This is a genomic window from Pseudomonas sp. NPDC007930, from assembly GCF_042958985.1.
In the GTDB taxonomy this organism is placed as follows: Bacteria; Pseudomonadota; Gammaproteobacteria; order Pseudomonadales; family Pseudomonadaceae; genus Aquipseudomonas.
Map to the genome: position 1 here is coordinate 141,095 of NZ_JBIBKC010000005.1, position 21,032 is coordinate 162,126.

Sequence of the window (21,032 nt, forward strand, 5' to 3'; positions counted from 1 at the left end):
TTACCACCAATACTTGCCAAAGTTTTCCGGGTTGGCCCAGAACCGCGAGTTGAGCCAGTCCGGCACCTGCTTGTAGTCCTTCAGGTCGTAAGTGTAGAGCGCCAGCTCCTGGCCATCGCGGCTGAAGCGTTCGGTGGCCTGCATCGCCAGCGAGTAGAAGTCGGTATCCGCCCAGCCGGCGGCGTGCAGGTCGACCAGCACCGCCAGGCGGCTGCTGTTGAGGTTGCGGATGCCACCGAGCAGGTGCAGCGCGTCGCGCTTGGGCAGGTGCTCGAGGCAGTCAAGCACCAGGGCGAGGTCAAAACGCCGGCCGGCGAGCTCGGCCGGCAACGGGCCGGGGGCGGCATGGGCGACGTCGCAGTCCGGGTGCGCCTGGGTAAAGGCCTCCAGCGCCGGGAAGCGCTCGGTACTGACCACCAGCAGCGTGCGCGGCGTGTAGCGGTCGAGCAGGGCGGCCAGGGCCTGTTGGGGGGTCAAAGGGGCCATCGGTACTCCTTAGCGTAAGCAATAAGAGTAGCCGGCCACGGGACCCTTCCGATAGTGGCACGGTCACATGCAGGCGGCGGGCGGTTGTGAACCCCGGCCGTTGCGCTTTACTACCTAGACCGGCAGGAGCCGGAGACACAGGAGCTTCGATGATGAGCCTAGTCAATAAGGCTTTATTACCCGTACTTCTGGTCAGCAGTGTTCTCTCGGGGTGTGCCACGCACAGTGATGGAAGTGCGCCACTGAACCAACGGAACTGGCCAATCTGTAGCGTGATCGGCGGTGTTGCCGGCGGTGGCCTGGGCGCCATCGAAAGTGGTGCCTGGGCTGCCGGGGGCGGCCTGCTTGGCGCCCTGACCGGCGGGCTGATCTGCTACGCCCACGACGGCGATGCCGACGGCGACGGCGTATTCGACCGCCGCGACCGCTGCCCCGACACACCCAAGGGCACCCCGGTCAGCCATAACGGCTGCCCATTGCCGGAATACCCGCCGGCGCCGCCCAAGGCCGAACCGCCACCGCCGCCGCCCAAGGAAGAAGTGATCACCCTGAACGAGGCCACTGGCAATGTGCTGTTCGCCTTTGACAAGTCCAACCTGACGCCCGCGGCCACCGCGCTGCTCGACGCCCAGCTCGACAAACTGCGCGCCGCCGACGTGGTCGCGATCAAGGTCGAAGGGCACACCGACAGCGTGGGCACCGACGCCTACAACCAGAAGCTCAGTGAGCGCCGCGCCGCCAGCGTGGTGAATTACCTGGTCGGGCATGGAGTGGCGCAGTCGAAGATCACCAGCGAAGGCTTTGGCGAGTCGCGGCCCGTGGCCGATAACGCCACCGACGCGGGCCGGGCGCAGAACCGCCGGGTGGAGATCCACATCAATCGCTAGAGGTGGCGCCGCCCACCTGAGGAGTGCAGATGCTGCTGGGGTTTTTCAAAGCGCTGATGCTGTTGTTCTGGTGGGTGGTGCTGGTCAACCTGTTCATGCCGATGGTCTGGCCGTTCCGCGCCTGGGTGAACCTTGCCGGCGCGGCCATGCTGGCGTTGCATGTGCTCGAGCTGTTCGCCTTCAACCGGCGCCTGCGCGAGCGCTCGCACAAGTTCATCGACCGGGTGCAGATCCTCCTGCTGGGGGCGTTTCACCTGCAGTCGATACCGGCGCCGGCCAAGCGCCGCCGTCAGTAGGGCCGCAGCGCGGCCAGCGCCACTACCAGCGTGCCCAGGGCCAGGTTGAAGCCCACCCAACGGCGCACCTGGGCCATCTGCGCGCCCGCGGCGGGCCAGTCTTCGGCCGCCACGGCCAGGCGCAGCGCGGGCAGGCGCAAGGTCGCCAGGCGGATGAACACCGCCACCATCACCAGGTAACCGCCCATCATCCATTGCACATAGCGTGGCGCGGTCTCGAAGCCGGTGAAGCGCGCCTGCAGCACGATCACCCCGCTCACCGCCAGCACCACCACGGCGCCCCACACCCAAGCGAAAAACCGTTGCAGCACCTGCAGCCACAGGCCCAGCCGCGCCGGCGCGGGCAATGCCGCGGCGCTGGCCGGGCGCAGCACCGCCCAGGCGAAGAACATCCCGCCGACCCAGAGCATGGCGGCCAGCACATGCACGGCGTAAATGATTGTTTGCAAAGTCATGCGGATCTCCGGTCGGCGCATGGCGGTGGAAGCGGGTATGATACCCCCCTCACCGATGCACTGAAAATTTATCCAGCTATACGCTGGCCCGGATTCCATGCTCAGCACTGAACTCAAAACCACTATCCAGGGCGCCTACTCGAAGTTTCTCGAGGCCAAGGGGCTCAAGCCACGCTATGGCCAGCGGCTGATGATCGCCGAAGTCGCCAAGGTGCTCGGCGCCATCGCCCAGGACGACGAAGGCCGCCGCTCGGGGGACCCGGCAGTGGTGGCGGTGGAGGCGGGCACCGGTACCGGCAAAACGGTGGCCTACAGCCTGGCGGCGATCCCCGCGGCCAAGGCGGCCGGCAAGCGCCTGGTGATCGCTACCGCCACCGTCGCGCTGCAGGAGCAGATCGTCCACAAGGACCTGCCCGACATCATCCGCAACTCCGGGCTCAACTTCAGCTTCGCCCTGGCCAAGGGCCGCGGCCGCTACCTGTGCCTGTCCAAGCTCGACGCCCTGCTGCAGGAAGGCCAGGCGCAGTCGGCCACCGCCCAGTTGTTCGAAGACGAAGGCTTTGCCATCGACGTCGACGAGGCCAGCCTCAAGCTGTTCAACAGCATGATCGAGAAGCTCGCCGGCAATAAATGGGACGGCGACCGCGACAGCTGGCCGGTGGCCCTCGAAGACCAGGACTGGGCGCGGGTCACCACCGACCACAGCCAGTGCACCAACCGCCATTGCCCGAATTTCCAGCAATGCGCGTTCTTCCGCGCCCGCGAGGGCATGGGCAAGGTCGACGTGATCGTCACCAACCACGACATGGTCCTGGCCGACCTCGCCCTCGGCGGCGGCGCCGTGCTGCCCGACCCACGCGACACGCTGTACGTGTTCGACGAAGGCCACCACCTGCCAGACAAAGCCATCGGCCACTTCGCCCATTACACCCGGCTGCGCAGCACCGCCGACTGGCTCGAGCAAACCGCCCGCAACCTGACCAAGCTGCTGGCCCAGCACCCGTTGCCGGGCGACCTCGGCAAGCTGGTCGAGCAGGTGCCGGAGCTGGCCCGCGAACTCAAGGGCCAGCAGCAGTTCATGTACGGTGCGTGCGAGCAACTGGCCGACTTCCACGCCGGCGAAGACATGGAAGGCCGCGAGCGGCCGCGCCACCGCTTCGTCGGCGGGGTGGTGCCCGAGCACCTGCGGGAAATGGGCACCGAGCTGAAAAAGGGCTTCGCCCGCCTGACCGACCTGTTCACCCGCCTGGCGGAGCTGCTCAAAGAGGGCATGGACGGCGAAAAAAGCATCGGCATCCCCAGCCACCAGGCCGAGGAATGGTACCCACTGTTCGGCAGCCTGCTGGCGCGTTCCCAGGGCAACTGGGAGCTGTGGACGGCCTTTACCGTCGAAGACCCGGAAGACAACCCGCCCATGGCCCGCTGGATGACCTTGGTCGAGGCCGGCAACCTGCACGACATCGAAGTCAACGCCAGCCCCATCCTCGCCGCCGACATGCTGCGCCGCACCCTCTGGAATGTGGCCTATGGCGCGCTGGTCACTTCGGCCACGCTCACCGCGCTCAGCCGCTTCGACCGCTTCCGCATGCGCTCGGGCATCCCCCGCGACGCGGTCACCGCGGTGGTGCCAAGCCCGTTCCACCACGCCGACGCCGGCGTGCTGCGGGTGCCCAACCTCAACGCGGACCCCCGCAACGCCGCCGAGCACACCGCGGCGATCGTGCGCGAGCTGCCAGCATTGGTCGAGGGCTCACGCGGCTCGCTGGTGCTGTTCTCCTCGCGGCGGCAGATGCAGGATGTGTTCGACGGCCTGGACCGGGATTTTCGCAAGCAGGTGTTCATCCAGGGCAACCTCTCGAAGCAGGAAACCCTCAACAAGCACAAGGCCCGGGTCGATGGCGGCGACAGCAGCGTGCTGTTCGGCCTGGCCAGCTTCGCCGAAGGGGTAGACCTGCCCGGCGCCTATTGCGAACACGTGGTGATCGCCAAAATCCCCTTCGCCGTGCCCGACGACCCGGTCGAGGCTGCCTTGGCCGAGTGGATCGAGGCCCGTGGCGGCAACCCGTTCATGGAAATCGCCGTGCCCGATGCCTCGCTGCGCTTGATCCAAGCCTGCGGCCGGTTACTGCGCACCGAGCAAGACCGCGGCACCATCACCCTGCTCGACCGGCGGGTGGTGACCCAGCGCTATGGCAAGGCAATCCTCGCCGCGCTACCGCCGTTCCGCCAGGAAATCGGCTACTAGCTGGCGCGGCGCGAACGGGGTATTTATTCCATTCACCCCGTTCACAAAAACGCCGCGTGCTGAAACAATGCCTGCCAATTTCGTGGCAGCCAGCAGGAACCGACGGGTGCAGATTCAGGGCCATTTCCAACTCGAGTTCGAACCGGTGCGCGACGCGTTCGCCGCCCTGTTCGATGACCCGCAGGAGCGCGGCGCCGCGCTGTGCATCCAGGTGGGCGGCGAGACGGTGGTCGACCTGTGGGCCGGCACCTCCGACAAAGACGGCCAGCAGGCCTGGCACAGCGATACCCTCGTCAACCTGTTCTCTTGCACCAAGGCCTTCACCGCCGTGGCGGTGTTGCAACTGGTGGCCGAAGGCAAGCTCAACCTCGACGCCCCCGTGGCCCGTTACTGGCCTGAGTTCGCCGCCGCCGGCAAGGCCGAGGTGAGTGTGCGCCAGTTGCTTTGCCACCGCGCCGGCCTGCCGGCGCTGCGCGCGCCGTTGGCCCCCGAGGCGCTGTACCAATGGCAGACCATGGTCGGCGCCCTGGCCGCCGAAACGCCGTGGTGGGCGCCGGGCACTGCCCATGGTTATGCCGCCATGACCTTCGGCTGGCTGGTGGGTGAGTTGCTGCGCCGGGTCGAAGGGCGCGAGCCGGGCGACGTGATCGTCGACCGCGTGGCGCGGCCGCTGGGCCTGGACTTTCACATCGGCCTGGCCGACAGCGAGTTCCACCGCGTGGCGCACATCGCCCGCGGCAAGGGTAACCCTGGCGACGAGGCGGCCAAGCGCTTGCTGCAGGTTACCCTGCGCGAGCCCGGGGCGCTGAGCACCCGTGCCTTTACCAACCCGCCGTCGATGCTTACCAGCACCAACAAGCCCGAGTGGCGGCGCATGCAGCAGCCGGCGGCGAACGGCCACGGCAATGCGCGCAGCCTGGCCGGGTTTTATGCTGGGTTGCTGGATGGCCAATTGCTCGAGCCCGAGTGGCTCAGCGAAATGGCGCGCGAACACAGCCGTGGCGAAGATTTGACGTTGCTCACCGATACACGCTTTGGCCTGGGCCTGATGCTCGACCAGCCGGATCGCGCCAATGCCACCTTCGGCCTCGGGCCCGGCGCCCTAGGGCACCCGGGGGCGGGCGGCAGTTGCGGCTTTGCCGACCCTGGCAAGGATGTTGCCTTCGGTTTCGTCACCCACACCCTTGGCCCCTATGTGCTGATGGACCCTCGCGCTCAGCGCCTGGCCCGTGCACTGGGTGAATGCCTGTGAAGCGACAAGCGGTCAACAATTAACCAGTTATTGCTCTACCATCACAATCAATAAGTTATGCGGGTTTTCTAACCCGCTTTATCAATCAACGCCTGGAACGCTCAATGTACGTCAAAAAATCCCTTGCTTTGGCCCTTTGCCTGGCCATCACCGGTTGCGCCACCAGCGGCGCGCCGGATGCCAAGACCGCGAGCGCAGACACCGGCCATAGCTGGTGGCCGTTCGGTGGTGAAGAAAAAACCGCCGCCAAGGACCCAGGCGTAGACAAGAACGTTGCCCAGGCAGTGAATGACCGCGTGGCCAAGGTGGATGCCAAGGAGCAGGCCGCCGAGGCCAAGGCCGGTGACAGCCACTGGTGGTGGCCGTTCGGCGGCGAAGACGCCAAGGCCGACGCCGCCAAGCCAGCGGCCGCCGCGGTGGCCGCTGTGCCGAAGGTAGACCCAGTCGCCACCAAGGCCTTCCTCGACAAGTACGAGCCCAAAGTGCGCGAAGCGGTCAAGGGCAGCAAGTTCCAGGTCGAGCGCCATGACGACCTGCTGGTGGTCACCGCCCCGGTAGACGCCTCGTTCAACCCTGATCGCCCTGCCATGCTGCTGCCGGTCGCGCTGGGCCCGATCACCAACGTGGCCAAGCTGCTTGAGCCTGACCAGCAAGGCGCGGTGCTGATTCTTGGCCACGCCGACAGCACCGGCGCGGCCGATGTGAACAAAAAACTGAGCCTGGAGCGCGCCCAGTCGATCGCCGCGATCTTCCGCCTCAGCGGCCTGGAGCGTACTCGCCTGAGCCTGCGTGGCATGGGTTCGGTAATGCCACGGGCGGCCAACGACAGCGCTGCTGGCCGTTCGCTGAACCGCCGTGTGGAAATGATCGTGACCCCACAGAACACCATGATCGCGCTGATGGCCAAGTACGACCTGCCGCCGACCTCGCTGCCACAGCTGGTGGCCCTGCAAGACGTCAAGGCCGAGCCTGAAGCCCCGGCCAAGCCGGCGGCCGCGGCGAAGAAACCCGTTGCGAAAAAAGCCGCGCCGGCCAAGAAAGCCGCCCCGGCCAAGGCCGCCGCCGCCGCCAAGAAGGCCCCGGCCAAGAAGCCCGCGGCTGACCAACAAGCGTCGAACTGAGCCGGGGGCCTGAGATGAGTTCATCGCTGGCCGACATGCGCCGCGACTACACCCGCGACGGCTTGAGCGAGGCGCAAGCCCCGGCCGAACCGTTCGCGCTGTTTCGCCAGTGGTTCGCCGAGGCGGTGAAAACCGAGCAGCCACCGGTCGAGGCCAACGCCATGACCCTGGCCACGGTCGACGCCCAGGGCCGGCCGCACCTGCGGGTGTTGCTGCTCAAGGCGCTGGACGACGAGGGTTTTACCTTCTTCACCAACTACGACAGCGCTAAGGGCCAGCACCTGGCCCTGAACAGCTTCGCCGCGATGACCTTCTTCTGGCCAGCGCTGGAGCGCCAGGTGCGGATCGACGGCCGGGCGCTGCGGGTGGCCCCGGCGGAATCCGAGGCGTACTTCCAGGTGCGCCCGCTGGGCAGCCGCCTGGGCGCCTGGGCTTCACCGCAAAGCCGGGTGATCGAGGGCCGCGGCGAGTTGGAAGGCCTGCTCGAGGCCACCCGCCAGCGTTTTGGCGACACCCCCCCGCACTGCCCCGAGCACTGGGGCGGTTACCGCTTGGTGCCCGACCGCATCGAGTTCTGGCAGGGGCGCCCAAGCCGCCTGCACGATCGCCTCAACTACCGGCTGGCCCACGGCCAGTGGCAGCGCGAGCGCTTGGCGCCCTGAGCGGCGCCTCGCGTATCACCTTGTTACAGGTTGGCAGCCTGTCTCCGCGCTGAACCGTTACCATTTTCTCCATCCGCCCCCGTGACACTTGCGGGGCGCTGGCGTCTAATGGGCACGAGTCCTCTGGAGTATGTTTCATGCGTAAATCTGCCTTGCTGGTTGCTACTTTTACCGTTTCGTCCCTGCTGTTGGGAGGCTGCGCCTCCAGCCTGCAGGGTGATGTTTATTCCCGTGATGAAGCCCGCCGGGTGCAGACCGTGCGCATGGGCACCATCGAGTCGCTGCGCCCGGTGCGCATTGAAGGCACTAAAAGCCCGATCGGCACCGGTGCGGGCGCCATCGTCGGCGGTGTAGCGGGTTCGGCGGTCGGCGGTGGCCGTGGCAGCATCGTCGCCGCGGTGATTGGCGCCGTGGCGGGTGGCTTCGCCGGTTCGGCGGCCGAAGAAGGCATCACCCGCACCCAGGGTGTGGAAGTGACCGTGCGTGAAGACGACGGCAGCATGCGCGCCTATGTGCAGGAAGTGCAGCCGAACGAGATTTTCCGCGTGGGTGAGCGCGTGCGCATCATGACCGTAGACGGCACCAGCCGCGTTTCTCACTGATTACTGCCTATCGCCCGCGGGGCGCCCTTCGGGCGCCGCCGCGCGCCAGGGGCCGGCCGGCCCCGCACTCAACGCTTGAGGTTGGCGCGTACCAAGGTATAACCCAGCAGCGCCGCCAGGCATGAGCCACTCAGGATCCCCAGGCGGTCTTCCCCGGCATACGGGCTGCTGCCCGCTTCAAAGGCCAACGAGCCGACGAAGATGCTGATCGTGAAGCCAATCCCGCAAAGTACCGCCACGCCCAGTACCTGGCCCCAGTTGCTGCCGGCTGGCAGGCTGGCCCAGCGCAGGCGTACCGCCAGCCAGGTCAGGCCGAACACGCCGACCGTCTTGCCTACCAGCAGCCCGCTGATGATGCCCAGTGGCACGCCATGGGTGAAGCTTTGCAGGCTTAACCCCGCCAGCGAGATCCCGGCGTTGGCGAAGGCGAACAGCGGCACGATGATGTAGGCCACCCAGGGGTGCAGGGCATGTTCCAGCACCACCAGGGGGGGGCGCTCGCCTTTCAGCGGGATGAAAAACGCCAGGGCCACGCCGGCCAGCGTCGCGTGCACCCCGCTTTTCAACACGCACACCCACAGCACCAGGCCCACCAGCAGGTACGGGCCCAGTGCCCGCACCCCCAGGCGGTTCAGCGCCAGCAGCAGCACCAGGCAGGCCGCCGCCATGCCCAACGCCGCTGGGGCCAGGTCACTGGAATAGAACAGGGCGATAATGGCGATGGCGCCGAGGTCATCGATGACGGCCAGGGTCATCAGAAACAGCTTCAGCGCTGGCGGCACGCGATTGCCCAGCAGCGCCAGCACCCCCAGGGCGAAGGCGATGTCAGTGGCCGTGGGGATGGCCCAACCGGCCCGCGCCGCCGGGTCGGCGTGGTTGATGGCGAGGTAGATCAGCGCTGGCACCAGCATGCCGCCCAGCGCCGCGGCGCCGGGCAGGGCGACCTGGGAGAACTTGGCCAACTGGCCTTGCAACAGCTCGCGCTTGAGCTCCAGGCCGATCAGCAGGAAGAACATCGCCATCAGCAGGTCGTTGATCCACAGCAGCGCAGGCTTGGCGATGTCCAGCGGGCCCAGGCGCACTTGCACAGGGGCATCGAGAAAGGCCTGGTACCAGGGGGCCAGCGGTGAGTTGTTGATGACCAGCGCCAGCACCGCGGCGCTGATCAACAGCAGCCCGCTGGCTGCTTCCATGGCGAAGAAACGTTTTAACGAATGACCCAGAGACATGCCCCAGCGCTCCATGACCGAACCTGAAAGGGCGCTTACCCTAACCCCAAGCCGAACGGATGAGAATCAAAACTATATTCTATTTTGGAATATGAGAATTTTCTGATTCCCGAAAACGCGGGTCGAACAGGGTGGGGTGTTGAATCCTTTCAAATCATTTCGTTATAAAAAAAGCGCCCCGTGGGGCGCTCGATCATTCGAAGCGAATTTCCGGCAACGCCGCCAGGTTGACCGTTTGCTGCTTGCGCGGGGCGATGATCTCGGCCACTCCGTCGACCACCAGCTCTTCGCGCTGGTTGAACACCTGGGTGGCGATGCGCACCTTGAACTTGGGCAGCTTCTCGAGGATTTCGAGGCGCACGGTGAGGGTGTCGCCCAGGTGCACCGGCTTGGCGAAGGTCATCTGCTGGCCGAGGTAGATGGTGCCCGGGCCAGGCAGTTCGCAGGCCACCGCGGCGCTGATCAGCGCGCCACTGAACATGCCGTGGGCGATGCGCTCGCGAAACGGGGTGCGGGCGGCGAATTCGGCATCGAGGTGCACCGGGTTGTGATCACCACTCATGGCGGCGAACAGCTGGATGTCGCGCTCTGCCACGGTCTTGCTATAGGAGGCGGTCTGGCCGACCTCCAGCGCTTCGTACGGCGTGTTGGTGACTTCTGACATGGGGGGTGGAAATCCTTCACGGTTCGGTATTCAAGTGCACAGTGTACCGCGCCTGCGGCCGCCGCGAGTGAAATCACGCGCCGCGAAGCGCCTGTAACCTGCTGAAACGACTCGCTTGCCAGGCCCCACGCCGTTGCGCTTTCGCCCCTCAATGTTGCCCATAGGCCGGGCAAGCCCGGACTAGAGCAACGCGGGCGGCTGGTGCAAAGGCTCTAAACGTGACCAATTTGAATCAGATGGTTCTGTAAGTGACTGATCGGGCGGGTATCGGCTCTAGGCGCCCCTAGGCAAAACTGCTACTCTCGGCGCGTTTTCCCTATATCAATAAGAACCGCCATCGAGGCGGTGCAGCCAAAGCAGTTGCGCGAGGAGCAGGCTTCCATGGTCGAAAACTTCTGGATGGACAAGTACCCGGCGGGCGTGCCGACGAACATCGATCCTGACCAGTACCCTAACGTGCAGGCGGTGCTCAAGGCGTCGTGCGAGCGCTTCGCCGCGCAACCGGCGTTCAGCAGCATGGGCAAGACGATCACCTACGGCGAGCTTTACCACCTCAGCGGCGCGTTCGCCGCCTGGCTGCAGCAACACACCGATCTCAAGCCCGGCGACCGCATCGCCGTGCAACTGCCCAACCTGCTGCAATACCCGGTGGCAGTGTTCGGCGCCATCCGCGCCGGGCTGATCGTGGTCAACACCAACCCGCTGTACACCGCGCGGGAAATGGAACACCAGTTCAAGGATTCCGGCGCCAAGGCGCTGGTGTGCCTGGCCAACATGGCCCACCTGGCCCAGGCCGTGGTGCCAAAAACCCAGGTGCGCCACGTGATCGTCACCCAGGTCGGTGACCTGCTCCCGCCGCTCAAGCGCCTGCTGGTCAACGCGGTGGTGCGCTACGTGAAGAAAATGGTCCCGGCCTACCACTTGCCCAACGCGGTGCCCTTCAACGACGTGCTGGCCCATGGCAGCGGCCGCTCGGTCAACGAGGCCAACCCGGCCGCCAACGACGTGGCGGTGTTGCAGTACACCGGCGGCACCACCGGGGTAGCCAAGGGCGCGATGCTCACCCACCGCAACCTGGTGGCCAATATGCTGCAGTGCAAATCGCTGATGGGCGCCAACCTCGATGAGGGCGGCGAAGTGATCATCGCGCCGCTGCCGCTGTATCACATCTATGCCTTCACCTTTCACTGCATGGCGATGCTGCTGATGGGCAACCACAACGTGCTGATCAGCAACCCGCGGGACCTGGCCGCCACCACCAAGGAGCTGGCGCGCTGGAAGTTCAATGGCTTCGTGGGGCTGAACACCCTGTTCGTGGCCCTGTGCAACAACGCCGACTTCCGCCGCCTCGACTTCTCCCATCTCAAGGTCACCCTCTCCGGCGGTATGGCCTTGCAGCAGCCGGTGGCCGAGCGCTGGCAAGAGGTGACCGGCTGCCCGATCTGCGAAGGCTACGGCATGACCGAAACCAGCCCGGTGGCCACGGTCAACCCGCGGGAGAACATCCAGGTGGGCTCGATCGGCATCCCGGTACCGTCCACCCTCTGCAAGGTGGTCAACGACGCTGGCGAGGAGCTCGGCTTTAGCGAGGTGGGCGAGCTGTGCGTGAAGGGCCCGCAGGTGATGAAGGGCTATTGGGAGCGCCCAGACGCCACGGCGGAAATCCTCGACGCCGAGGGCTGGCTTAAAACCGGTGACATCGCCCTGATCCAGCCCGACGGTTACATCCGCATCGTCGACCGCAAGAAAGACATGATCCTGGTCAGCGGCTTCAACGTGTACCCCAACGAACTCGAAGACGTCCTGGTGTCGTTGCCCGGGGTGATGCAGTGCGCCGCCATCGGCGTGCCGGACGAAAAAGCCGGTGAGCTGATCAAAGTGTTCGTGGTCATCCGCCCGGGCGCATCATTGACCAAGGAGCAGGTGATCGAGCACATGCGCGCCAACCTCACCGGCTACAAGGTGCCGCGCCAGGTGGAGTTCCGCGACAGCCTGCCAACCACCAACGTGGGCAAGATCCTGCGCCGCGAGCTGCGCGACGAAGAGCTGCGCAAGGCTGGCCTGAAGAAAACCGCCTGAGCCGGGGCGGGGGAGGCGGGCAGGTGGCAAATCTGCGACAATCCCGCCATCCCCGCCGCGCCGTAGATTTCCCCGCTGATGACTGATCAAGCCCCATCGTTCGACACGCTGCTCAATAACCTCGACCACGCCCAGACCGCCGACCGCCATCGGTTGCGCCGGCAACTGCACGCGCTGCAAAAGGCCCCGGACGAGGCCCGCCTGGCGCAGTGGCTGGAGCGCTATCAGGCGTCCTGCGCGCTGGTCGCCCAGCGCCGTGGCAGCGTGCCGGCGGTGCGCTACGACGACCAACTGCCAATCGCCGCCAAGCGCGACGAAATCAAGCGCTTGATCGCCGAGCACCAGGTGGTGGTGATCGCCGGCGAAACCGGCTCGGGTAAAACCACCCAGTTGCCGAAAATCTGCCTGGAACTGGGCCGCGGCCAGTTTGGCCTGATCGCCCACACCCAGCCGCGGCGGATCGCCGCGCGCAGCGTGGCCAGCCGGGTGGCCGAGGAACTGGGCACGCCGCTGGGGCAGTTGGTGGGGTACCAGGTGCGTTTCGAGGACCAGACCAGCCCGCAAAGCCTGATCAAGCTGATGACCGACGGCATCCTGCTGGCCGAAACCCAGCATGACCGCTTCCTCGAGCGCTACGACACGATCATCGTCGACGAGGCCCACGAGCGCAGCCTGAACATCGACTTCCTGCTGGGCTACCTGAAAACCCTGCTGCCGCGCCGCCCGGACCTGAAGCTGATCATCACCTCGGCGACCATCGACCTGGAGCGGTTTTCCCAGCACTTCGACGGCGCGCCGATCATCGAGGTGTCTGGCCGCACCTACCCGGTAGACACCTGGTACCGGCCACTGACCCGTGAACAGGACGAAGACGGCAACGCCGTGGAAGACGACCTCTCGGTCGACCAGGGTATTCTGGCGGCCTTGGACGAAATCGCCGCCCATGAGCGCAGCGAGCGCAAGGGCCCGGGTGACGTACTGGTGTTCCTGCCGGGCGAGCGCGAGATTCGCGACTGTGCCGAACTGCTGCGCAAGGCGCAATTGCGCCACACCGAGATTCTGCCGTTGTACGCGCGGCTGTCGCCGGCCGAGCAGCAACGGATTTTCCAGAGCCACCCCGGGCGGCGCGTGGTGCTGGCCACCAACGTGGCGGAAACCTCGCTGACGGTGCCAGGCATCCGCTACGTGATCGACAGCGGCACCGCGCGCATCAGCCGTTACAGTTACCGCGCCAAGGTCCAACGGCTGCCGATCGAAGCGGTGTCGCAGGCCAGCGCCAATCAGCGCAAGGGCCGTTGCGGGCGGGTCGAGCCGGGTATTTGCATCCGCCTGTACGGCGAAGACGACTTCAACGCGCGGCCAGCGTTTACCGACCCGGAGATCCTGCGCACCAACCTGGCGGCGGTGATCCTGCAGATGCTGCACCTGCGCCTGGGTGCGATCGACGCGTTCCCGTTCATCGAGCCGCCAGACGGCAAGGCGATCAGCGACGGTTTCAACCTGCTGCAAGAGCTCTGCGCGGTCAACCGCGAGCAGCAGCTCACCCCCCTGGGCCGGCAGCTGGCGCGCTTGCCGGTCGACCCGCGGCTGGGCCGCATGCTGCTCGAAGGCGCCGCGCAAGGCAGCTTGGCGGAGATTCTGATCGTCGCCAGCGCGCTGTCGGTGCAAGACCCGCGTGACCGCCCGGCCGAACGCCAGCAGGCGGCAGACCAAGCCCATGCGCAATGGAAAGACCCAGACTCCGACTTCGCCGCCCTGGTGAACCTGTGGCACGGCTTCGAGGCGCAGCGCCAGGAGCTGGGCGCCAATGCCCTGCGCAACTGGTGCCGCAAGCAGTTTCTGAATTACCTGCGCATGCGCGAATGGCGCGACGCCCACCGCCAGTTGGCGCTGATTTGCCGCGACCTGCAGTTGAAGGTCAACCCGGAGCCTGCGGACTTCCCCAAGCTGCACAAGGCCATCCTGGCCGGGCTGCTGAGCCAGGTGGGGCAAAAAACCGAAGAGGGCGACTACCTGGGCGCGCGCCAGCGGCGTTTCTGGGTGCACCCGTCGTCAGGCATCGGCCGCAAGCGCCCGCAATGGCTGATGGCCGCGGAGCTGGTCGAAACCACCAAGCTGTATGCGCGCATGGTCGCCAAGATCGACGTGCTATGGCTTGAGCCATTGGCCAGCCACCTGATCAAGACCAACCATTTCGAGCCGCACTGGGAGAAAAAACGCGGCCAGGTGGTGGCGTTCGAGCAGGTCACCCTGTACGGCTTGATCATCGTTGGCCGGCGCCCGGTGCACTATGGCCCGATCGACCCGCCAGTGGCCCGCGAGCTGTTCATCCGCGAGGCGCTGGTGCGCGGCGAGATCAACTCCCGGGCGCGCTGCCTGGCGGCCAACCGTGCTTTGCTCGAGCAACTCGACGCCCTCGAGGCCAAGGCCCGCCGGCGCGACATCCTCGCCGATGAAGACACCCTCTACGCCTACTATGACGCGCGGGTGCCGGCCGAGGTTTACCAAACCGCCACCTTCGATGCCTGGTACCGCAGCGAGAGCCAAAAGCAGCCGCAGCTGTTGATCATGCAGGAAGACGACGTGCTCGCCCGCGAGGCGTCGGAGGTCACCGCCAAGCAATACCCCGACACCTTGCAGTGGGGTGAGCTCAGCCTGCCGCTGAGCTACCACTTCGAGCCCAATCACCCGCGCGATGGCGTCACGCTGAGGGTGCCGGCGCCGTTATTGCCGGCGCTGCCCGGCGAACGCCTGGAGTGGTTGGTGCCAGGCCTGATCGAGGCCAAGTGCACGGCGCTGGTGCGCAACCTGCCCAAGGCCCTGCGCAAGAACTTCGTGCCGGTGCCGGATTTCGTCCGCGCCTCGCTCGAGCGCCTGGCCTTCGGCGATGGACCGTTGCCCCAGGCACTCGGCGCGCAGTTGCTGCGCATGACCGGCGCGCGGGTTGCCGATGAGGCCTGGGCCGAGGCGGCCGCGCAGGTCGAGGCGCACCTGAAGATGAACATCGAAGTGGTCGATGCCCAAGGCAAGCCACTGGGCGAGGGCCGCGACCTGGCCGCGCTCACCGCGCGCTTTGCCGAGGCCAGCCAGGCCGCGCTGGCGCTGCCGGCCAAGGCCGAGGGCCAGCCGCCGGTGCAGGCCAAGGCTTTCGGCAACGTGGCCGAAACCGCCCGGCAGAACATCGCCGGCCTGGAAATGACCGTGTACCCAGCCCTGGCCGAAGAGGGCGGTGAAGTGCGCCAGGCGCGCTTTACCACCGCCGCCGAGGCCGATTGGCAGCACCGCCGCGCGCTGCAGCGGCTGTTGCTGCAGCAGCTGGCGGAACCGGCGAAGTTCCTGCGCGGCAAGCTGCCCGGGCTGACCGAACTGGGCTTGCTGTACCGCGACATGGGCCGGGTCGAGGCGCTGGTCGAAGACATCCTGCTGGCCAGCCTTGACGCCTGCATTCTCGACGGCGAAGCCAGCCTGCCACGTGACGGCGCCGCGCTGGCGTCGCTGGCCGAGCGCAAGCGTGGCGCCTGGGCCGAACACGCCGAGCGCCTGGCGCGGCTCACCCTGGAAGTGCTCAAGCTGTGGCACGGCGTGCAAAAACGCCTGAAGGGCAAGATTGACCTGGCCCGTGCCGTGGCCTTGAACGACATCAAGCAGCAGGTCGGCGCACTGGTCTATGCTGGGTTCGTGCGGCAAACACCCGCGTTGTGGCTCAAGGAGCTGCCGCGCTACCTCAAGGCCATCGACATGCGCCTCGACAAACTCCCCGGCCAGTTGCAGAAAGACCGGATGTGGAGCGGCGAATTCGCCCAGGCCTGGGCGCAGTACAGCGCGCGCCTGGCCAAGCATGGCCAGGAAGGCAAGCACGACCCGGAACTGGAAACGTACCGCTGGTGGCTGGAGGAGTACCGCGTGTCGTTGTTCGCTCAGCAGTTGGGCACCAAGGTACCGGTCTCCGATAAACGCCTGGCCAAGCAGTGGTCGCAGGTCGAGGCCTGAACCCGGTACGGGCGTACCGGGTTGTGGCAAACTCCGGTGTGCCGGCCGCGTTGTGTGCGGCCGGCGCCCCTACAATCATGAGGATGGATCGTGCATAAGGCTGTTATCAGTGGCACCGGTTTGTACACACCGCCCCACAGCATCAGCAACGACGAACTCGTTGCCGCGTTCAACACTTACGTCAACCAGTACAACGACCAGCACGCGGCCGCCATCGAGCGCGGCGAGGCCGAGGCGCTGGCCGAGTCCAGCGCGGCGTTCATCGAGAAAGCCAGCGGCATTCAAAGCCGTTACGTGATGGACAAAACCGGCATCCTCGACCCGCAGCGGATGAAGCCGCGGTTGCCCGAGCGTGGCAACGACGAGCCGTCGATCCTCTGTGAAATGGCCGTGAGCGCCGCCCGCCAGGCGCTGCAGCGGGCCGGACGAACCGCGGCCGATGTCGACGCGGTGATCGTCGCCTGCTCCAACCTGCAACGGCCTTACCCGGCCATCGCCATCGAAGTGCAGCAAGCGTTGGGCATTGCCGGCTTTGGTTTCGACATGAACGTGGCGTGCTCGTCGGCCACCTTCGGCATCCAAACCGCATGCAACGCGGTGCAACTGGGCCAGGCCCGCGCCGTGCTGGTGGTCGACCCGGAAATCTGCACCGGGCATTTGAATTTCCGTGACCGCGACAGCCACTTCATTTTTGGCGATGCCGCCACCGCGGTGCTGGTGGAACGGGCTGACCTGGCCAGCTCGGCCCATCAGTTCGATATCGTCGGCACCAAGCTGCTGACGCAGTTCTCCAATAACATCCGCAACAACTTTGGCTTTCTCAACCGTGCCGAAGAGGGCCCCGCGCTGGCCGCGGAAAAGCTGTTCGTACAGGAAGGCCGCAAGGTGTTCCGCGAAGTGTGCCCGATGGTCGCCGAGCTGATTGGCCAGCACTTGGCCGAGCAGGGCATCGCGGTGGAAGCGGTACAACGCTTCTGGCTGCACCAGGCCAACTTGTCGATGAACCAGTTGATCGTTAAAAAACTGCTGGGCCGTGATGCCGAGCCCCACGAGGCCCCAGTGATTCTCGACCGTTACGCCAACACCAGTTCGGCGGGCTCGGTCATCGCCTTGCACCTGCATCAGGACGACCTGCCCAGCGGCGCGTTGGGTGTGCTCAGCTCGTTCGGCGCCGGTTATTCGATTGGCAGTGTGATCCTGCGCAAACGTTGAGGCTTACCCCAGGCGGATGTTCAGGCTTTGTGCCTGGCCTGCCTGGGCCGCCAACACCAGCTGTTGGCGGGCGGTGGTATTGAGCGGTGTTACCCAGCTCACCACGGTGTGGCTGTTGCCCAAGGCCAAGGCCTCGCACGCCAGCTCCAGGGCGGTTTGGCCCTGGCGCGGCTGCAGCAGGCGAATACGTTCGCGGTTGAGCCCCGCATCACGCAGCCAGGCGTGGGTCAGGCTGGCCGGCGGCGCAACCAGCGTTAACCAGCGCTGTTCGCGGGCCTGGCTCAGGGACTGCAGCACCGGCGCCAGCAGGTTCAGGCAGCTTCCCGCGGACCCCCGCAGTGCCAGCTCGCTGAACACTTCGGTGTCATCGACCTCGGCAACGCTGGCCCCGTAGGGCTCGCGCGGCTCGGCCACGAACAGTGGTTTACCGGCCGACGGTGCCATAAAAGCCTCGAACAGCGACAGTTGAGCCTGTTGAGGCCGGGTGGGGGTAGCGGGAATACACTGCATGACGCCTCCTCGTTAACGGCGGATCACGCCGACACTCAGCCCTTCGATCACCAGATCCTGCTCCCGCAGGTCGACCTCGATAGGGGCGAACTCCGGGTTTTCCGCCAGCAGGCGGACCTTGCTGCCACTGCGCTGGAAGCGCTTGACGGTCACTTCGTCGCCGATGCGCGCCACTACGATCTGGCCGTTGCGGGCTTCGCGGCAGGTGTGCACGGCGATCAGGTCGCCATCGAGAATGCCCACGTCCTTCATGCTCATGCCGTGCACGCGCAACAGGTAGTCGGCGCGGGGATGGAAGAACCCCGGGTTGATGTTGCAGGATTCCTCGATGTGCTGCTGCGCCAGGATCGGCGCGCCGGCAGCGACACGGCCGATGATCGGCAGGGTGTCGTCTGCCTTGGCGTCGCCGGTGCCACCCGGGATGCGGATGCCGCGGCTGGCGCCTGGGGTCATCTCGATGGCGCCCTTGCGGGCCAGTGCCTTGAGGTGCTCCTCGGCGGCGTTGGCCGATTTGAAACCGAGCTGCTGGGCGATTTCGGCGCGCGTGGGCGGGAAGCCGTTGTCTTCGATGCAGCGCCGGATGAAGGCCAGGATTTCTGCCTGGCGGGGCGTCAGTTTCAGCATGGTAGGGGCTCTGGTTTTTTGTACAGTGACTGGGATTATATACAGTGGAACGGTCTTGGCAACCCTCATTTTTGCCCGGGAACCTTGTAAAGCTTGACCATCTGGCCGGAAAATGCAGCGCCCGGCTTGACAGCCGAGAGGGCTGAAACGTAAGTTTCAAACACTTGTTTGCCTGCCGGAGTGACCATGGCCCAATCGGAGACTGTCGAACGCATCCTCGATGCCGCCGAACAACTGTTCGCGGAGAAGGGCTTCGCCGAAACGTCCCTGCGCCTCATTACCGGCAAGGCCGGGGTGAACCTGGCCGCGGTGAATTACCACTTCGGCTCCAAGAAGGCGCTGATCCAGGCGGTGTTCTCGCGCTTCCTCGGGCCGTTTTGCGCCAGCCTCGAACGTGAACTCGACCGCCGCGCGGCGTTGCCGGCGCACAAGGCCAGCCTCGAGGAGCTGCTCGAGGTGCTGGTCGACCAAGCCATGGTCGTGCAGCCGCGCAGCAACAATGACCTGTCGATCTTCATGCGCCTGCTGGGCCTGGCCTTCAGCGAAAGCCAGGGGCACCTGCGGCGCTACCTCGAAGACATGTACGGCAAGGTGTTTCGCCGCTACATGCAGTTGGTCAACGACACCGCGCCGCGCATTCCGCCGCTGGAGCTGTTCTGGCGGGTGCATTTCATGCTCGGCGCGGCTGCCTTCAGCATGTCGGGTATCAAGGCGCTGCGGGCGATTTCCGAGAACGACTTCGGCGTCGACACCTCCATCGAGCAGGTGATGCGCCTGATGGTGCCGTTCCTGGCCGCCGGCATGCGTGCCGACAGCGGCGTGACCGACCCGGCCATGCACGCCGCGCAATTGCGCCCGCGCAGCAAGCAGCCGCAGGCGGCGGCCAAGGCCTGAGCCGTGGCCGGCGCCTGCGCCATCCGTTAAAGTAGCGCCCCCACTGCTTTGAAGGATTGCCCATGACTGCCCGCTTGCAAGGCGCCTTGATGGTCGACGTGGCCGGTACCTGGCTCAGCGCCGAAGACCGCCACCTGCTGCGCCAACCCGAAGTGCGCGGCTTGATCATCTTCGCCCGCAACATCGAGCACCCGCGCCAGGTGCGCGAACTCACGGCTTCGATTCGCGCCCTGCGCCCGGACCTGATCCTCGCCGTGGACCAGGAAGGCGGCCGCGTGCAGCGGCTGCGCCAAGGCTTCGTGCGGCTGCCGGCGATGCGCCGCATCGCCGAGGCGGCCAACGCCGAATACCTGGCCGAGCAATGCGGCTGGGTGATGGCCAGTGAAGTGCTCGGGGTGGGCCTGGACCTCTCTTTCGCGCCGGTACTCGACCTCGACCACGGGCGCAGCGCGGTGATTGGCCAGCGCGCCTTCGAAACCGACCCGGCGCGCGCGGCGCTGCTGGCCGGTGCCTTTATACGTGGCATGAACCAGGCCGGCATGGCCGCCTGCGGCAAGCACTTCCCTGGGCATGGCTGGGCCGAGGCCGACTCCCACGTGGCGATCCCGGTCGACGAGCGCGACCTGGCGGCGCTGCGCCAGCAAGACCTGATCCCCTTTACCCGGTTGCTCGGCCAGTTGGCGGCGGTGATGCCGGCCCATGTGATCTACCCTCAGGTAGACGAGCGCCCGGCGGGCTTCTCGCCACGCTGGCTGCAGGGCATTCTGCGCGGCGAACTGGGCTTTGACGGGGTGATTTTCAGCGACGACCTGTCGATGGCTGGTGCCCATGTGGTGGGCGATGCCGCGGCGCGGGTCGAGGCGGCGTTCAGCGCGGGTTGCGACATGGGCCTGGTGTGCAACGACCGCGCCGCGGCCGAGCTGGCCTTGAGCGCGGCGCAACGCTTGAAGGTCACCCCGGCGCCGCGCATCGCGCGCATGGCCGGGCGCGCCACCCCGGGGCGGGAATACCGCCAGCATCCGCGCTGGTTGCACGCATTGGGCGCGCTGCGCGACGCACAATTGATCGACTGAGGGTTACCCATGGCGGTTTACGCAATCATCGGCGGCTCCGGGCTGGCACAGCTCGAGGGTTTGCGCATCCAGCGCACCCAGGTAGTAGAAACCCCCTACGGTGAGCCTTCGGCGGAGCTGGCGATCGGCGAGTTCGGCGGCCATGAGGTGCTGTTCTTGCCACGCCATGGCAGCCCGCACCGGCTGGCGCCGCACCAGGTCAACTACCGCGCCAACCTCTGGGCGCTCAAGCAGGCTGGCGCCGAGGCGGTGCTGGCGGTCAATGCCGTGGGCGGCATTCACCCGGCCATGGGCACCGGCCACCTCTGTGTGCCGCATCAGTTGATCGACTACACCAGCGGCCGCGAGCACACCTACTTCGCCGACCCGCTGGAGCCGGTGGTGCACATCGACTTCAGCGAACCCTACAGCGAACCCCTGCGCCAACGCCTGCTCGCGGCCCTGGCTGCCGAGGGCCATGCCCACAGCGCCCAGGGGGTGTACGGCTGCACCCAAGGCCCACGGCTGGAAACCGCCGCCGAGATTGCCCGGCTGGAGCGCGACGGCTGCGACCTGGTGGGCATGACCGGCATGCCCGAAGCTGCCCTGGCCCGTGAGCTGGGGCTGGCCTACGCGTGCCTGGCGCTGGTGGTCAACCCGGCGGCCGGCAAGGGCACCGCGGTGATCAGCATGGCGCAGATCGAACAGGCGCTGGAGGCGGGGATGGGCAAGGTGCGCGGCGTGTTGGCGCGGGTGCTGGGTACGCCTTGAG

The 21,032-nt window shown here is 66.3% G+C and carries 19 protein-coding genes; 13 read left to right on the forward strand and 6 right to left on the reverse strand.

Annotation, left to right across the window (positions count from 1 at the left end):
• Entirely contained in the window at nucleotides 1–486 is a 486-nt protein-coding gene (locus ACFZCE_RS13275) for a DUF6231 family protein (protein WP_390939595.1), read from the reverse strand.
• Nucleotides 487–638: 152 nt separating this feature from the next.
• On the opposite strand from ACFZCE_RS13275, the gene ACFZCE_RS13280 reads away from it, so the two are divergent.
• Entirely contained in the window at nucleotides 639–1,373 is a 735-nt protein-coding gene (locus ACFZCE_RS13280; RefSeq protein ID WP_390939597.1) for an OmpA family protein, read from the forward strand.
• Between the two features lie 29 nt (nucleotides 1,374–1,402).
• Nucleotides 1,403–1,669 (forward strand): DUF1145 domain-containing protein, encoded by a 267-nt coding sequence (locus tag ACFZCE_RS13285; RefSeq protein WP_390939599.1) that lies wholly within the window; start codon nucleotides 1,403–1,405, stop codon nucleotides 1,667–1,669.
• On the opposite strand, the gene ACFZCE_RS13290 is transcribed toward ACFZCE_RS13285, so the two are convergent.
• A complete protein-coding gene (locus tag ACFZCE_RS13290) occupies nucleotides 1,663–2,124 on the reverse strand; it encodes a CopD family protein (RefSeq protein WP_390939601.1) in 462 nt (153 codons plus the stop codon). The two genes, ACFZCE_RS13285 and ACFZCE_RS13290, sit on opposite strands and share 7 nt — an antisense overlap.
• Before the next feature lie 97 nt (nucleotides 2,125–2,221).
• On the opposite strand from ACFZCE_RS13290, the gene dinG reads away from it, so the two are divergent.
• The 5 genes from dinG to ACFZCE_RS13315 all read left to right on the forward strand — a co-directional run bounded on the left by dinG (nucleotide 2,222) and on the right by ACFZCE_RS13315 (nucleotide 8,006).
• Complete coding sequence (gene dinG, locus ACFZCE_RS13295; RefSeq protein WP_390939603.1) at nucleotides 2,222–4,369, forward strand: ATP-dependent DNA helicase DinG; 2,148 nt, start codon at nucleotides 2,222–2,224, stop codon at nucleotides 4,367–4,369.
• Between the two features lie 106 nt (nucleotides 4,370–4,475).
• Nucleotides 4,476–5,621: a serine hydrolase gene (locus ACFZCE_RS13300; RefSeq protein WP_390939605.1), complete on the forward strand. Its 1,146-nt coding sequence runs from the start codon at nucleotides 4,476–4,478 to the stop codon at nucleotides 5,619–5,621.
• A gap of 104 nt (nucleotides 5,622–5,725) precedes the next feature.
• Nucleotides 5,726–6,742: an OmpA family protein gene (locus tag ACFZCE_RS13305; protein ID WP_390939607.1), complete on the forward strand. Its 1,017-nt coding sequence runs from the start codon at nucleotides 5,726–5,728 to the stop codon at nucleotides 6,740–6,742.
• A gap of 14 nt (nucleotides 6,743–6,756) precedes the next feature.
• Complete coding sequence (gene pdxH / locus ACFZCE_RS13310) at nucleotides 6,757–7,404, forward strand: pyridoxamine 5'-phosphate oxidase (RefSeq protein ID WP_390939609.1); 648 nt, start codon at nucleotides 6,757–6,759, stop codon at nucleotides 7,402–7,404.
• 137 nt (nucleotides 7,405–7,541) lie between these two features.
• Nucleotides 7,542–8,006 (forward strand): glycine zipper 2TM domain-containing protein, encoded by a 465-nt coding sequence (locus ACFZCE_RS13315; protein WP_390939611.1) that lies wholly within the window; start codon nucleotides 7,542–7,544, stop codon nucleotides 8,004–8,006.
• 68 nt (nucleotides 8,007–8,074) lie between these two features.
• Here ACFZCE_RS13315 and nhaA read toward each other — a convergent pair whose 3' ends face one another.
• Both nhaA and ACFZCE_RS13325 read right to left on the reverse strand, forming a co-directional pair.
• On the reverse strand, nucleotides 8,075–9,235 hold the full coding sequence (gene nhaA / locus ACFZCE_RS13320) for a Na+/H+ antiporter NhaA (protein WP_390939613.1): 1,161 nt from the start codon (nucleotides 9,233–9,235) through the stop codon (nucleotides 8,075–8,077).
• A gap of 193 nt (nucleotides 9,236–9,428) precedes the next feature.
• Nucleotides 9,429–9,899 carry a MaoC/PaaZ C-terminal domain-containing protein gene (locus ACFZCE_RS13325; RefSeq protein ID WP_390939615.1) on the reverse strand — a complete coding sequence of 157 codons (471 nt, stop codon included), beginning with the start codon at nucleotides 9,897–9,899 and terminating at the stop codon, nucleotides 9,429–9,431.
• A gap of 381 nt (nucleotides 9,900–10,280) precedes the next feature.
• Here ACFZCE_RS13325 and fadD1 point away from each other — a divergent pair, with 381 nt between their 5' ends.
• The 3 genes from fadD1 (at nucleotide 10,281) to ACFZCE_RS13340 (ending at nucleotide 17,180) form a co-directional block, all read left to right on the forward strand.
• Complete coding sequence (gene fadD1, locus ACFZCE_RS13330; protein ID WP_390939617.1) at nucleotides 10,281–11,978, forward strand: long-chain-fatty-acid--CoA ligase FadD1; 1,698 nt, start codon at nucleotides 10,281–10,283, stop codon at nucleotides 11,976–11,978.
• Between the two features lie 78 nt (nucleotides 11,979–12,056).
• On the forward strand, nucleotides 12,057–15,968 hold the full coding sequence (hrpA, locus tag ACFZCE_RS13335; protein ID WP_390939619.1) for an ATP-dependent RNA helicase HrpA: 3,912 nt from the start codon (nucleotides 12,057–12,059) through the stop codon (nucleotides 15,966–15,968).
• A 90-nt stretch (nucleotides 15,969–16,058) separates the two neighbouring features.
• Nucleotides 16,059–17,180 (forward strand): beta-ketoacyl-ACP synthase III, encoded by a 1,122-nt coding sequence (locus tag ACFZCE_RS13340; protein ID WP_390939621.1) that lies wholly within the window; start codon nucleotides 16,059–16,061, stop codon nucleotides 17,178–17,180.
• Between the two features lie 3 nt (nucleotides 17,181–17,183).
• Here ACFZCE_RS13340 and sulA read toward each other — a convergent pair whose 3' ends face one another.
• A complete protein-coding gene (gene sulA / locus ACFZCE_RS13345) occupies nucleotides 17,184–17,690 on the reverse strand; it encodes an SOS-induced cell division inhibitor SulA (RefSeq protein WP_390939623.1) in 507 nt (168 codons plus the stop codon).
• A gap of 12 nt (nucleotides 17,691–17,702) precedes the next feature.
• The gene (lexA, locus tag ACFZCE_RS13350; RefSeq protein ID WP_390939625.1) at nucleotides 17,703–18,314 is read right to left on the reverse strand and encodes a transcriptional repressor LexA; all 612 of its coding nucleotides are present in this window, start codon (nucleotides 18,312–18,314) and stop codon (nucleotides 17,703–17,705) included.
• Between the two features lie 186 nt (nucleotides 18,315–18,500).
• On the opposite strand from lexA, the gene ACFZCE_RS13355 reads away from it, so the two are divergent.
• From ACFZCE_RS13355 to ACFZCE_RS13365, 3 genes are all read left to right on the forward strand, one after another.
• The gene (locus ACFZCE_RS13355; protein WP_390939627.1) at nucleotides 18,501–19,208 is read left to right on the forward strand and encodes a TetR family transcriptional regulator; all 708 of its coding nucleotides are present in this window, start codon (nucleotides 18,501–18,503) and stop codon (nucleotides 19,206–19,208) included.
• Between the two features lie 74 nt (nucleotides 19,209–19,282).
• Complete coding sequence (gene nagZ / locus ACFZCE_RS13360; protein WP_390939980.1) at nucleotides 19,283–20,281, forward strand: beta-N-acetylhexosaminidase; 999 nt, start codon at nucleotides 19,283–19,285, stop codon at nucleotides 20,279–20,281.
• Nucleotides 20,282–20,290: 9 nt separating this feature from the next.
• Complete coding sequence (locus tag ACFZCE_RS13365; protein ID WP_390939629.1) at nucleotides 20,291–21,031, forward strand: S-methyl-5'-thioinosine phosphorylase; 741 nt, start codon at nucleotides 20,291–20,293, stop codon at nucleotides 21,029–21,031.
• The last annotated feature ends 1 nt before the right edge of the window (nucleotide 21,032 follow it).